At 72.0% G+C, this 13,057-nt stretch carries 14 protein-coding genes; 10 read left to right on the top strand and 4 right to left on the bottom strand.

All coding sequences use genetic code 11. The features are described from left to right. The first annotated feature begins 198 nt into the window (after nucleotides 1-198). The 4 genes from FH610_RS23035 to FH610_RS23020 are packed head-to-tail and all read left to right on the top strand — an operon-like array spanning nucleotide 199 to nucleotide 3,647. Nucleotides 199-1,146: a ribose-phosphate diphosphokinase gene (locus FH610_RS23035; RefSeq protein ID WP_139576702.1), complete on the top strand. Its 948-nt coding sequence runs from the start codon at nucleotides 199-201 to the stop codon at nucleotides 1,144-1,146. A 43-nt stretch (nucleotides 1,147-1,189) separates the two neighbouring features. Beyond that, nucleotides 1,190-1,903: a hypothetical protein gene (locus tag FH610_RS23030; RefSeq protein ID WP_139576701.1), complete on the top strand. Its 714-nt coding sequence runs from the start codon at nucleotides 1,190-1,192 to the stop codon at nucleotides 1,901-1,903. A 1-nt stretch (nucleotide 1,904) separates the two neighbouring features. Further along, nucleotides 1,905-3,029, top strand: coding sequence for a CapA family protein (locus FH610_RS23025; protein WP_139576700.1), 1,125 nt, complete (start codon nucleotides 1,905-1,907; stop codon nucleotides 3,027-3,029). 12 nt (nucleotides 3,030-3,041) lie between these two features. Continuing rightward, on the top strand, nucleotides 3,042-3,647 hold the full coding sequence (locus tag FH610_RS23020) for a CBS domain-containing protein (RefSeq protein WP_139576699.1): 606 nt from the start codon (nucleotides 3,042-3,044) through the stop codon (nucleotides 3,645-3,647). Here the strand turns inward: FH610_RS23020 and FH610_RS23015 are convergent, their stop codons facing one another. Further along, nucleotides 3,648-4,100 carry a MarR family winged helix-turn-helix transcriptional regulator gene (locus FH610_RS23015; RefSeq protein ID WP_139576698.1) on the bottom strand — a complete coding sequence of 151 codons (453 nt, stop codon included), beginning with the start codon at nucleotides 4,098-4,100 and terminating at the stop codon, nucleotides 3,648-3,650. It abuts the gene before it with no gap. 95 nt (nucleotides 4,101-4,195) lie between these two features. Here FH610_RS23015 and FH610_RS23010 point away from each other — a divergent pair, with 95 nt between their 5' ends. Genes FH610_RS23010 through FH610_RS23000 form a run of 3 tightly spaced genes read left to right on the top strand, consistent with a single transcriptional unit; the run spans nucleotide 4,196 to nucleotide 6,296 of the window. Beyond that, nucleotides 4,196-4,966 carry a pirin family protein gene (locus tag FH610_RS23010; protein ID WP_139576697.1) on the top strand — a complete coding sequence of 257 codons (771 nt, stop codon included), beginning with the start codon at nucleotides 4,196-4,198 and terminating at the stop codon, nucleotides 4,964-4,966. Nucleotides 4,967-4,989: 23 nt separating this feature from the next. After that, the gene (locus tag FH610_RS23005; RefSeq protein WP_139576696.1) at nucleotides 4,990-5,325 is read left to right on the top strand and encodes a GNAT family N-acetyltransferase; all 336 of its coding nucleotides are present in this window, start codon (nucleotides 4,990-4,992) and stop codon (nucleotides 5,323-5,325) included. After that, nucleotides 5,322-6,296, top strand: coding sequence for a pirin family protein (locus tag FH610_RS23000; protein ID WP_240809137.1), 975 nt, complete (start codon nucleotides 5,322-5,324; stop codon nucleotides 6,294-6,296). Before FH610_RS23005 ends, FH610_RS23000 begins: the two co-directional genes overlap by 4 nt. 49 nt (nucleotides 6,297-6,345) lie before the next feature. On the opposite strand, the gene FH610_RS22995 is transcribed toward FH610_RS23000, so the two are convergent. Further along, nucleotides 6,346-7,554, bottom strand: a complete 1,209-nt coding sequence (locus FH610_RS22995) for an RNA-guided endonuclease InsQ/TnpB family protein (RefSeq protein ID WP_139576694.1) — start codon at nucleotides 7,552-7,554, stop codon at nucleotides 6,346-6,348. Between the two features lie 50 nt (nucleotides 7,555-7,604). Continuing rightward, the gene (locus FH610_RS22990; protein ID WP_240809136.1) at nucleotides 7,605-9,134 is read right to left on the bottom strand and encodes an MFS transporter; all 1,530 of its coding nucleotides are present in this window, start codon (nucleotides 9,132-9,134) and stop codon (nucleotides 7,605-7,607) included. A 118-nt stretch (nucleotides 9,135-9,252) separates the two neighbouring features. Between FH610_RS22990 and FH610_RS22985 the strand changes: the two genes are divergently transcribed. Both FH610_RS22985 and FH610_RS22980 read left to right on the top strand, forming a co-directional pair. Then, a complete protein-coding gene (locus FH610_RS22985) occupies nucleotides 9,253-10,176 on the top strand; it encodes an SDR family oxidoreductase (protein WP_139576692.1) in 924 nt (307 codons plus the stop codon). Between the two features lies 1 nt (nucleotide 10,177). After that, on the top strand, nucleotides 10,178-11,035 hold the full coding sequence (locus FH610_RS22980; RefSeq protein WP_139576691.1) for a MaoC/PaaZ C-terminal domain-containing protein: 858 nt from the start codon (nucleotides 10,178-10,180) through the stop codon (nucleotides 11,033-11,035). A gap of 47 nt (nucleotides 11,036-11,082) precedes the next feature. Here FH610_RS22980 and FH610_RS22975 read toward each other — a convergent pair whose 3' ends face one another. Continuing rightward, nucleotides 11,083-11,745: a TetR/AcrR family transcriptional regulator gene (locus FH610_RS22975; RefSeq protein WP_139576690.1), complete on the bottom strand. Its 663-nt coding sequence runs from the start codon at nucleotides 11,743-11,745 to the stop codon at nucleotides 11,083-11,085. A gap of 141 nt (nucleotides 11,746-11,886) precedes the next feature. On the opposite strand from FH610_RS22975, the gene FH610_RS22970 reads away from it, so the two are divergent. Next, nucleotides 11,887-13,056: an acyl-CoA dehydrogenase family protein gene (locus FH610_RS22970; protein ID WP_139576689.1), complete on the top strand. Its 1,170-nt coding sequence runs from the start codon at nucleotides 11,887-11,889 to the stop codon at nucleotides 13,054-13,056. Nucleotide 13,057: the final 1 nt, after the last annotated feature.

Here is a 13,057-nt window from a genome sequence, read left to right as displayed (position 1 = left end):
GGGCGATGGGAGCCCGGCACTTCTCCTCAGTCTGCTGTTCATTCGCCTCACAGTGTCCTCGGCCGGTTGCAAGCGTCTTGATTCCTACTTGGACGAGGGCCGGTGCCGGATCGCCGGGGTTTTACCCGCCCGGGCCACGCTTGCCTCCGGGCCTACGGGGGACGGTCACGGAGTGGCCGTTCTGAGAGGGGAGCAGCCATGACGTTGCGGATCGTGGCAGGGACGGCCAACCGCCCGCTCGCCGCCGCCGTCGCGGCCGCGCTGGACCAGGAGCCGTCCGTCCCGGCGGTCGAGCGGTTCCCGGACGGCGAGTCGCGGCCGGTCGTCACCGGTGTCCGGGGCGCGGACGTCTACCTCGTCCAGCCCACCGGGCCGCCCGTCGACGAGCACGTCATGGAGGCGCTGCTGCTCGCCGACGCCTGCCGGCGGGGCGGCGCGGCCCGGCTGACGGCGGTCGTGTCCTATGTGGGATACGCCCGGCAGGACCGGCGCCGCCGCGAGGGAGAGGCGATCGGGCTGCGGGTGGTGGTGGCCGCGCTCGCCTCGGCCGGGGTCGAGCGCCTGATCGCGGTCGACCCGCACACGGCCGCGCTGGAGGCGGTGTGCCCGATGCCGGTGGAGACGCTGACGGCCGTGCCCGCCCTCGCCCGCGCCGCCGGCCGCGGGCTGCCGGAGGAGGCGGTGGTGGTCGCGCCCGACCTCGGCGCGGTCAAACTCGCCCGCCACTACGCCCGCCTGCTGGCGCGGCCCGTCGCGCTGGTCCGCAAGACGCGGCTGACCGGGGCGGACGTGCGGGCCGAGCAGGTCTTCGGCGACGTCACCGGCCGCCCCGCGCTGGTCGTCGACGACATGATCAGCACGGGCGCGACGATCGAGGCGGCCGTCGAGGCCCTGCTCGCACAGGGAGCGGCGCCGCCGTTCGCCGTCGCCGCGACGCACGGCGTGTTCGCCGGGGACGCGTGGGAGCGGCTGCGCCGCGCGGAGATCCGGAGCCTGATCCGGGGCCTGGTCGTCACCGACACCCTGCCGCAGGACGAGGCGGCCCTGCCGTCGCTGGAGGTGTGCCCGGTCGCCCCGCTGCTGGCCGAGGCGATCGGCCGCCTCCACCGGGACGAGGACATGGACGACCTGCTGTCCGGCGCCTGATACCGCCCGGTGGCGGCGGACGGCCAGGGGGGAGGATGGGAGCGTGACGTCCAGGACGCGCGGCCGTACGGCGGCGGGCAGGGACCTGACCCGCCTGCCGGACCGAGCGTGCCGTCTTGTCGAGACCCTGGGCGGACGGTTCTCCCGCGAGATGGGCATCGACGTCGACCGGGGTGATCGCGAGGTCGAGCGGTGGCTGCTCGCGGCGACGCTGTTCGGCGCCCGGATCTCCGCCGCGATCGCCGTACGGACCTACCGGGCCATGGCCGAGGCGGGGGTGCGCGGAATCTCCGACGTCGAAGGCCGCACGTGGGAGGAACTGGTCGAGATCCTCGACCGCGGCGGCTACGCCCGCTACGACTACCGCACGGCCACCCGGCTGCTCCGCCTCGCCGAGTCGGTGGGCGGCGAGGTAGGCGCGCTGCGCGGGGGCGGCCTGGACGAGACCCGCGCCGCGCTCGGCGCGCTGCCCGGCTGGGGCCCGGTGACGGTCACGCTGTTCCTGCGCGAGCTGCGCGGCGTCTGGCCGGGGGTGGACCCGCCGCCGGACGACCGGGCATTGGAAGCCGGGCGGCACGCCGGGCTGCTCGGCGCGGGACACCACCCCCTCGATCGGCTGCGGGAGATCGCCGGCGAGGCGGGGGTGGACGTGCGCGACCTCGAAGCCGCCCTCGTCCGCCTGTGGCTGGCCCACCACAAGGACTTCCCCCACTGTCCGGGCGGCGCCCGCTGTGCGGCACTCACCGAGGAGGGGTGAGATGCGATCGGCGGCGGGGGACCCGGTGACGCTGTTCCTGTGCGGCGACGTCATGCTGGGCCGGGGCGTCGACCAGATCCTCCCGCACCCCGGAGATCCCGCGCTTGAGGAGTCGTGCGTCCGGGACGCCCGCGCGTACGTCGAGCTGGCGGAGGAGGCGAACGGCCCGATCCCGCGGCCGGTGGGCTACTCCTGGCCCTGGGGCGACGCCCTGGAGGTGCTGGACGAGGCCGCCCCCGACGTACGCGTGCTGAACCTGGAGACGAGCGTCACGCGCGGCCGCGACTTCGCGCCGGGCAAGGAAGTGCACTACCGGATGAACCCGGCCAATCTCCCCGCCCTGGCCGTGGCCCGGCCCGACGTGTGCGTGCTGGCCAACAACCACGTGCTCGACTTCGGCGTACGCGGGCTCACCGAGACGCTGGACGCGCTGGCGGGGGCGGGACTCGACCAGGCGGGCGCGGGACGGGACGAGGACGAGGCGCGGCGGCCGGCGGTCGTGGCGCTCCCCGGCGGTGGGCGGGTCCTGGTGTTCGCAGTCGCGATGCCGTCCAGCGGCGTCCCCGGCGGATGGGCGGCGGCCCGCGACCGGCCCGGGGTGGCCTTCCTGTCCGGGCCGTCCCGCGACGCCGCGGCGGAGACGGTCCACCGTGTCCGACAGGCCAAGCGGCCGGGGGACATCGCGGTCGTCTCCCTCCATTGGGGTTCCAACTGGGGCTACGAGGTCGAGGACGACCAGGTCGAGTTCGCGCACGCGCTGGTCGAGGGCGGCGTCGATCTCGTCCACGGCCACTCCTCCCACCATCCCCGCCCGGCCGAGGTGTACCGCGACCGGCTGATCCTCTACGGCTGCGGGGACTTCATCGACGACTACGAGGGCATCACCGGTTACGAGGAGTACCGCGACGACCTGCGGCTGCTGTACTTCGCGACGGCCGAGGCGGCGTCGGGGCGGCTGCTGGAGCTGCGGATGGCGCCGATGCGGGCCGTACGGATGCGGCTGCGGCACGCCTGCGGCGGGGACCGCGAGTGGCTGCGGGCGACGCTCGACCGGATCGGCCGGGAGTTCGGCGCACGGGTCGCACCGGCGCCCGGCGGCACGCTCGCCCTCGCACCGGCCGCGTAGGAGGTGGTCACGATGCTGGTCCGCGAGATCATGACGACGCCGGTGGTGACGGTCCGGCGCACGGTGACGATCAAGCAGGCCGTCCGCCTGCTGTACGAGCAGGACATCACGGCCGCGCCGGTGGTGGACGCGGCCGGGCGGATGGTCGGCATCGTCAGCGAGATGGATCTGCTGCGCGGTGAGTTCGGGGCCAACCCCCGGGCCTTCCTGCGCCCCGAGGCCCTGCCCACCGGCAGGCCGCCCGCGCTCGTCGAGGAGGTCATGACGCCGCGCGTCGCCACCGTCGGGGACGGCGCCGACACCATGGACCTGGTCGAACTGATGATCACGACGGGGGTGAAGAGCGTCCCCGTCCTGTGCGACGACGAGCTCGTGGGGATCGTCAGCCGCCGCGACCTGATGGGCCTGCTGGCCCAGGGGGACGAGCGGATCCGCGACGACGTGCTCGCGGCGCTGCGCGACTGCGCCGACACCTCGTCCTTCGGCGCGGCCGTGCGGGACGGCGTCGTCGAGCTGTACGGCCCCGGCGACGAGCGGTCGGCCCGCATCGCCGGGCTGGTCGCCAGGACCGTCCCCGGAGTGGCCGACGTCGTCTTCCCCGAGGGACTGGTGAGCTAGCTAGTCGAGGCGGCCGAGCACGTCCGCGGCGAGTCGTTCGAGCGCGGTGACCTGTTCGCGGGTGAGACCGTCGAAGAACAGGCGGCGCACGGTCTCCACGTGTCCGGGGGCCGCGGCGGTGATGGCCCGGCGGCCCTCCTCCGTGATCACGACGTACGCGCCGCGGCCGTCGTCCGCGCACTCCTCCCGCCGGACGAGCCCCCGGCGCTGCATCCGGGTCAGGTGGTGGGACAGCCGGCTCTGCTCCCACTGGAGGTCGCGCTGCAGCTCGTACGGCCGCAGCCGCCCTTCCTCCCGGTCGGTGAGGTGCACGAGGACCTCGTAGTCCGCCAGGGACAGACCCGAGTCCGCCTGCAGCTGCCGGTTGAGCCGGGCCGTCAGGCGGCCCTGCATGCGCAGGTAGGCCCGCCAGGCGCGCTGCTCGTCCGGGTCGAGCCACCGAGGGCTGTTCATGGTCCCCAGGCTAGCCGGAATCAATGACTCGTCATGTATGTTGAGGGCACCAGTAGATGACGCATCATCTACATGGCGACGAGGAAAGGGCACTCATGACCACGACCAGGCTGACCCCTCGTGTGGACATCCGCCGGGCGGCCGAGCGTTCCGCCACCCGTATCTCCTGGCTGGATTCCAAGCACTCGTTCTCGTTCGGCGGCCACTACGACCCCGACAACACCCACCACGGCCTGCTGCTGGTCAACAACGACGACGTCGTCCACCCCGGCACCGGCTTCGAGACCCACCCGCACCGCGACATGGAGATCGTCACCTGGGTGCTCCAGGGCTCGCTGGTCCACCAGGACTCCGAGGGCCACTCCGGCGTCATCTATCCGGGCCTGGCCCAGCGCATGAGCGCCGGCACCGGCATCCTGCACTCGGAGAAGAACGACTCCTGGCGGCTGACCGGCGGCGACACCCACGACAAGCCGGTGCACTTCGTCCAGATGTGGGTGGTCCCCGACGAGCCCGGCATCACCCCCGGCTACGAGCAGCTGGAGATCGAGAACGAGCTGCTGGCCGGCGGCCTGGTGCCGGTCGCCAGCGGCATGGACAAGCACACCGGCGAGGCGGCCATCCGCATCAAGAACCGGTACGCCGCGCTGTACGCCGCCCGTCTCCAGCCGGGCCAGAGCGTGGAGCTGCCGGAGGCGCCGTTCCTGCACCTGTTCGTACCCCGGGGGACCGTCGCCCTGGAGGGTGCGGGCACTCTGGAGACCGGCGACGCCGTACGGTTCACCGCCACCGGCGGGCAGAAGGTCACCGCGACGGAGCCCGCCGAGATCCTCGTGTGGGAGATGCACGCGACGATCGCCGCCTGACGACAATCCTGGAAGGAATCCCGATGCAGCAGTCAGAACCGCAGGTCGCCGACAACCCGGAGGCGAGCCGCTTCGAGATCACCGTGGACGGCGCGCTCGCCGGCTTCGCCGACTACCGGCTCAACGGGCCGAGGATCTCCTTCACCCACACCGAGATCGACCCGGCCTTCGAGGGCCGGGGCCTCGGCTCGACGCTGGTCCGGGCGGCGCTCGACGCCGCCCGGGACGCCGGGCTGTCGGTCCTGCCGTTCTGCCCGTTCGTGAAGCGGTACATCGAGCGGCACCCTGACTACCTCGACCTGGTGCCCGCCGATCAGCGGGCCAGGTTCTCCCTCGACGGCGGGGAGGCATCAGAGTGAGCCCTGGGGAGTCGGCGCTGTACGGCTGTACCGTCGCCGACGGCACGGAGCCGGAGAGCGTGCTCCTGCCCGGCCACGACGTGCCGCTCGGCCGCTACACGACCGTGCGCCGGCTGCTCCCGCAGCGCCCGCGCCGGATGGTCGGCGCATGGTGCTTCGTCGACCACTTCGGGCCCGACGACGTGAGCGGCCGGCCGGGCATGCAGGTGCCGCCGCATCCGCACACCGGTCTGCAGACGGTCACCTGGCTCGCCGAGGGTGAGATCCTGCACCGCGACAGCCTCGGCAACGTCCAGGCGATCGTGCCCGGGCAGCTCAACCTGATGACGGCCGCCCACGGGATCGCCCATTCCGAGCAGTCGCCGCCGGAGCACCCGCCGGGCATGCACGGGCTGCAGCTGTGGGTCGCGCTGCCGGAGGAGGCACGGCACGGCGAGGCGCGGTTCGAGCACCATGACGCGCTGCCCGTGCTGCGCGACGGGGACGTCACGGTGACGGTCGTGGTGGGCGAGGCCGGGCCGCTGCGCTCGCCCGCCCTCGTGCACACCCCCCTGCTCGGGGCCGAGGTGCTCTTCTCCGGGCCGCCTGGACAGCACCGGCGGCACCGGCTGCCGGTCGATCCGGCGTACGAGACGGCGGTGCTGGTCATGTCGGGCACGGCCGAGGTGGCCGGGGTCGCGCTGGCGCCGGGCTCGCTGCTCTATCTCGGGCAGGGCCGTACGGCGGTGCCGATGGAGACGGCCGGTCCGGCCCGGCTGTTCGTGCTGGGCGGCACGCCGTTCGAGGAGCCCCTGGTGATGTGGTGGAACTTCGTCGGCCGTTCGCACGAGGAGATCGCGCGGGCGCGCGACGACTGGATGCGGGGCGGCCGCTTCGGCGTCGTCCCGGGCGGGCAGAACCCGCTTCCCGCGCCCGAGATGCCGACCGTGCGGCTGAAGGCCCGCGACCGCCACGGCCGCGTCCTCAGCTGACGGACGAGCCCGCCCGCCTTCTGGTGAAGCAGTTGGCTTCCTCCCCCGCCTAAGGGCGGGGGATTCCCGCCCTCGCGGGCTGGGCTTCCTGTTTCAACGCCGACCGCATCCGGGAGGACCCGGAATGACTCACGTCAGCTCCGCAGGCGGACACCGCTCGACCAGCGGCCAGGATGTTCTTGGCGGCGTTGACGTCCCGGTCGTGCCGGGTGCCGCATCCCGGGCACGTCCAGTGCCGGGTGGACAGGGACAGTTCGGCGAGCAGGTGCCCGCACGCCGAGCAGGTCTTGGACGAGGGGTACCAGCGGTTGATCACGATCAGGCGGCGGCCGTATTTGGCGGTCTTGTACTCCAGCTGGCGGCGGAACTCGCCCCATCCGCAGTCGGAGATGGCGCGGGCCAGGGATCGGTTGCGGACCATGCCTTTGACGTTGAGGTCTTCGATGACGATCAGGTCGTGGTCGCGGACCAGCCGGGTGGAGGTGCGGTGCAGGAAGTCGGCGCGGGCGTCCCGCACCTTGGTGTGGGCGCGGGCGACCTTCGCCCTGGCCTTGGCCCGGTTGTTCGATCCGCGCTGCTTGCGGGCCATCCTGCGCTGGTAGCGGGCCAAGTTGCGGGTCTTGCGCTCCAGGTGGCGGGGGTTGGGGATCTTCTTCCCGGTGGACAGGACGGCGAAGTGGGTCACGCCGAGGTCGATCCCGGCGTGGCTGCCGGTGGCGGGCGCTGGCTCGGGTTCGGTCGCGTTTTCGGTCTCCACGGCAAAGGAGGCGTACCAGCGGCCGTCGGGGTCGCGGGAGACGGTCACCGTGGTCGGGCTGATCGTGGTGAGGTCACGTTCGGGCCAGGACCACACGAACTCCAGCGGTGCGTCCATCTTCGCCAGGTACAGCCGGCCGTCCCGCCAGCGGAACGCCGAGCGGGTGTAGGTCGCGGACTGGCGGCCGTGGCGGGACTTGAACCGCGGGTATTTGGCGCGTCCGGCGAAGAAGTTCGCAAAGGCGGTGTGCTGATGGCGCAGCGCCTGCTGTAGGGGGACGCTGGAGACCTCGTACAGGAAGTCGTGGCCGCCGTCGCGTTTCAGCTCGGTCAGATACCGGTCGGTCTGCGCGTAGGAGGTCTTCACGCCCTCAGCACGGTAGCGGGCCTGCCGCCAGGCAAGGACCGTGTTCCAGACCAGGCGTACGCAGCCGAACGTGCGGCTCAGCACCGCTGCTTGCTCGGGGGCGGGATAGACCCGCACCTTGTACGCCGTACGCACGTCCGCATTTTGCCATCCACTTCTCTGATCGGAACGCGAAAACGAGAGAGTCATGAGCGCTTCGCACTCTGGCTTGTCCCGGCTTCGCCGGGCCACCCCTTGGGAGGCCCGGATTCCTCCCGACCCTGAAAGGCCAGCCTTCCTCTGGAGAATCCGGTGAACACGGCAAGCGCGGAGACGGCGGTCATGCAGGCCAGCGCCCAGCGGTAGCCGGTCACGAGCTGCTCGACCGCCGTGGATGAGACGTGGGACAGCGTTCCCGCGAAGACGGCGTCGTGCAGCCCGGCCGGCAGCGGCACCGTGATGATCGACAGGACCAGCGCGGTGCCGACCACCACCCCGGTGTTCTGCAGCATCAGGCGCATGGCGTTGACGATCCCCAGCCGGTGCGACGGCACCCCGTCGAGGATCGCGGTGGTGTTGGAGGGCAGGAACATGCCCGAGCCGACGCCGATCAGCACGAGGGCGGCCGTGAGCGACGCCGACGACATGCCGGGGGAGATCAGCCACAGCAGCACGGCCAGGCCCGCCGTCGTCAGCGAGGTCGCGGCGACGGCCACCGTGCGCGGGCCGAGGCGGCGCAGCAGGAAGCCCGATGCGACCGACGCCGCCATCGCCGCGATCGAGAGCGGCAGCACCTTCACCGCCGCGCTCACCGGGTCCTCCCCGCGGACGGCCTGGAAGAACAGCGACACGAGGAGCACCACCCCGACCCGAGCGGTCGAGTTGAGGAATGACGCCAGTGTCCCGAGGGCGAACGTGAGATCGCGGAACATCCGGATGTCCACCACCGGATGACGGGCCCGCAGCTCCCGCACGACGAACAGCGGCAGCGTCACCGCGAACACGACGAGCCCGGAGACCACCATCGGATGTCCCCAGCCGAGCCTGGTCACCTCCGACAGCGCGAGCAGCAGGCCGCCGAGACAGGCGAGCACGAGCGCGTTGCCGGACAGGTCGAGCCCCCGGTCGCGGCCCTGCGGCGGTCCGGGACGGAGGGCCATCGCGCCCCAGACCAGGCACGCGATGCCGAGGGGCACGTTGTACCAGAACACCCAGCGCCAGCCCAGGTGCTCGGTGAACAGGCCGCCGAGCGAAGGGCCGGCGAGCTGGGCGATGGAGAACGACGCGGTGTAGACGCCCATCCCCTCGCCGAGCCGCGACTTGGGGAAGGCGGCGGTCACCAGGGCGGCGCTGTTGGTCAGCAGCATGGCCCCGCCCGCCGCCTGCACCACCCGCAGCGCCACGATGACCCACGCGTCCGGCGCGAGCCCGGCCAGCAGGCTGGCGACGGTGTAGGTGGCCAGGCCGCCGAGATACATCGCCCGCCGCCCGAACAGGTCGGCGAGCCGGCCGAACACGACCATGAGCACGGTCGTCGTGAGCTGGAAGGCGAGCAGGATCCAGCTCGCGGCGTCCGCACTCGCGTGCGTCTGCCGTACGACCTGGGGGAGCGCCACGTTGAGCGCGCTGCCGCCGAGCGCGGTCAGGACGCTGGCCATGCTCACGACCGACAGCGTCCGCCAGGCGTGGCGCAGCCGCTCCCGCTCGCCGGGGTCCGCCGCAACGGTCTGCGGCACGGCCGTCATCGTACGGCGAGCTGGATCATGACCGGCTCCTCCCTACCGAATTCTAGATTCCATTACTAGAATCACGTTCATACGCGGTCGGGTCAAGGTCGAGTCAAGGGAGCTGGGCATGGGCGGAATCGTGGAAGGCCGTGTCGTGATCGTCACCGGCGCCGCGCGGGGCATCGGACGGGGACACGCGCTGGAGTTCGCGCGCCAGGGCGCCAAGGTCGTCGTCAACGACCTGGGCGCCGAGGTCGACGGCACCGGGTCGTCCACCGGCGCCGCGGGCGAAGTGGTCGAGGAGATCAGGGCCATGGGCGGCGAGGCCGTGGTCGACGGCGCGGACGTCTCCGACTTCGACGGCGCGCAACGCATGATCAGGAGGGCCGTGGAGACCTTCGGCGACCTGCACGTCCTGGTCAACAACGCGGGCATCCTGCGCGACCGGATGCTCGTCAACATGACCGCCGACGAGTGGGACGCGGTCATCCGGGTGCACCTGCGCGGCACCTTCGCCCCGCTCCGGTACGCCGCCGCCTACTGGAGGTCCAGGGCCAAGGCCGGGGAGCCGGTGGACGCCCGGGTGATCAACACCACGTCGTCGTCCGGCATCTACGGCAACGCCGGCCAGGGCAACTACGGCGCGGCCAAGGCGGGAATCGCGTCGCTGACGATCATCGCGGCGAAGGAGCTGGCGCGTTACGGCGTGACGGTCAACGCGGTCGCCCCCGCCGCGCTCACCCGGATGACCGAGAACCTCATCCCGGGCGGGAGGCGGCCCGCCGAGGGCGGTTTCGACCCGGCGGCGCCGGACAACATCGCGCCGCTGGTGGTGTGGCTGGCGAGCGCGCAGTCGCGGGGGATCACGGGCCGGGTCTTCAACGTGCGCGGCGGGCACATCAGCGTCGCCGAGGGCTGGCACGCCGGGCCGGGGGTGGACAAGGACGCCCGGTGGGATCCGGCCGAGCTGGGCGAGGTGATCCCCGCCCTGGTGGACAAGGCCGCGCCGAACGCCCTCACCAGCGGGCGCATCCCGGACGGGGAGGACTGACATGCCGCTCGACCACAGTCTGATCGGGGTGGAGAGCGCGCCGCACGAGCGGTCGTGGACGTCCGCCGACACCCTGCTGTACGCGCTGGGCGTCGGGGCGGGCACCGAGGAGCTCGCCTTCACCACGGAGAACTCGGCGGGGATCCGGCAGCGGGCGCTGCCGACCTTCGCGGTCCTGGCCGCCCAGGCGCCCACCGGGCGGCGGCTCGGCGACTTCGACCCCGCCATGCTCGTGCACGCCGAGCAGGCCTTCGAACTGCACGGCGAGCTGCCGGCCGCCGGTCGCGTACGGACGACCTCGACGGTGACCGGCATCTACGACAAGGGCTCGGGGGCGCTGGTGACGACGGAAGCCAGGGCGGCCGACGCCGAAAGCGGCGAGTTGCTGATCACGAGCCGGAGCTCGGTGTTCATCCGGGGCGAGGGCGGCTTCGGCGGCGAGCGCGGCCCCCGCGACGAGTGGGCCGAGCCCGGCAGGCCACCGGACCACACGGTGACGTACGAGACCCGCCCGGACCAGGCGCTGCTGTACCGCCTGTCCGGAGACCGCAACCCGCTGCACTCCGACCCCACCTTCGCCGCTCGCGCCGGCTTCCCCCGGCCGATCCTGCACGGGCTGTGCACGTACGGGATCACCGGGCGGGCGCTGCTGCACGCGGTGGCGGGGTCCGACCCGGCCCGCTTCGCGGCAATGTCGGGACGGTTCAGCAAACCGGTCTTCCCGGGAGAGCCGCTGACCGTGTCCGTCTGGGTGTCCACCAGGGCGTCCGACGACGGTGCGACCGCCCTGTTCCGTACGGCGAAGGAGGACGGCACCGTCGTGATCGACCGAGGCAGGGCCGCCTTCCGCCCCGCCTGAGGTGGAGGAGCGGCGCGCGGGGCGTCGCCGGGGTCAGCACGTCGAAATCAGCTCGGTGCGGCCCCGGCGTCGTCCACTGCACCTGTGGTGTCGTGGGTGGCCAGGGGGTCGCCGAAGCGGCGGATGAGCGCGATCGCCGCCTCGACGACCTCCTCGGCCTCCTCCTCGGTCTCGCTCGTCGCGACCTCGCGTCCGGCCTCGCCGATCACGCTGGTGAGGACCGAGACCGTGAGGCGGTCGGTCGGCGTGTTCGCCGCGCCGAGCAGGACGGCGTTCTGCCGGACCCACTCCCGGCCGCGGGTGCGCCGCATCAGCTCGAACCCCGGCGGGCCGTCGCCGTCCATGAACAGCCGCGCCAGGTCGCGCCGCTGCCAGGACCCTTCGAGGAACGCCCTGGCCCCGGCGATGAACAGCTCGACGGGGTCCTTCACCCCCGCCTGCTTCGCCGCGGCGACGCTGGACGCGGCGGCCTCCTCGTGGGCGGCCTGGTGCTCCTCCCACAGCGCGAGGAACAGCTCGGTCTTGCCGCCGAAGTGGTGGTAGAGGCTGCCCACGCTGGAGCCCGCGCGCACGACGACGTCCGCGACGTTGGCGTCGGCGAAGCCGTGCTCGGAGAAGACCTCGCGGGCGGCCTGAAGCATGCTCTTACGCGTCTGGGCGGTGCGGCTCCACTCCCACGAGCCGCTCCTGCCGCCGGGCTTGCGTGCCATCTGGGCTCCTTGTCGACAGGGACGACGCCATCGTAGCCGGTCGAATTCTAGAAAGTGATTCCAGACCTCTTGACACCCCTCCGGCGGGGAACCAGGCTGGAGCCGATTCCTAGAGAGCAATTCTAGAAAAGAGTCGCGTCGATGGACTTCTCCCTGAGCCCAGAGGAACTGCAGATCCGTGACACCATCCGCGCGTTCGTGGAGCGGGAAATCATGCCGCTCGAACCCGAGGTGCTGCGCGGCGAGCGCGCCGGCGGCCCGGGGCTCGATCCCGAGGTCCTCAGCGACCTGCGGCTCAAGGCGAAGAAGATGGGCTTCTGGGGCATCAACACCCCTGAGGAGTACGGCGGGGCCGCCCTGGGCCCGGTCATGTCCGCGATCATCGCCATGGAGATGGGGCGGACGTTCGTCCCGTTCAGCTTCGGCGGGTCGGCCGACAACATCCTCTACGCCGGCACCGAGGAACAGAAACGGCGCTACCTGATCCCCACCATCGAGGGGGAGCGCCGTTCCTGCTTCGCCATCACCGAGCCGGGCGCGGGCTCGGACGCCCGCAACATCCGTACGCGTGCCGTCAAGGACGGCGGAGACTGGGTCATCAACGGCGAGAAGACCTTCATCACCGGCGGCAACGAGGCCGACTTCGTGATGGTGTTCGCGGTGACCGACGCCGACAAGGGTGCGAACGGCGGCGTCACCTGCTTCCTGGCCGACCGCGACATGGGCTGGAAGTCCGAGCCGATCCCGACGATGGGGCAGTGGGGTCCGGCCTCGCTGGTGTTCGAGGACGTCAGGGTGCCGGAGGAGAACATCCTCGGCGAGCTCGGCAGGGGCTTCGACCTGGCGATGCAGTGGATCGGCCAGGGCCGCTACATGATCCCCGCGCGGGCGGTCGGCTCGGCCGAGCGCATGCTCCAGATGGCGATCGACTACGCCAAGATCCGCATGTCGATGGGCAAGCCGATCGCCGAATACCAGGCGATCCAGTGGATGATCGCCGACTCGCAGGTGGAGATCGAGGCGGCCAAGTGGCTCACCCTCCACGCCGCCTGGCGCGTGCAGCAGGGCATGGACGCCCGGCACGCCTCCTCGATCGCCAAGCTGAACGGCGCGGTCATGGCCAACCAGGTCGTCGACCGCGTGCTGCAGATCCACGGGGGCATGGGCTACACCAAGGAACTGCCCATCGAGCGGTGGTATCGCGAGCTGCGCCTGTTGCGGATCTTCGAGGGCACCGACGAGATCCAGCGCCGGACGATCGCGCGCAACCTGCTCAGGGGCCACGCCCGCCTCGGCACGATCGGGGAGTGAG

Origin of the sequence: Microbispora catharanthi, from assembly GCF_006334915.2 — a bacterium.
In the GTDB taxonomy this organism is placed as follows: domain Bacteria; phylum Actinomycetota; class Actinomycetes; order Streptosporangiales; family Streptosporangiaceae; genus Microbispora; species Microbispora catharanthi.
Note: the sequence above shows the minus strand (reverse complement) of the source record. Positions and strands in the feature narration are given on the sequence as shown.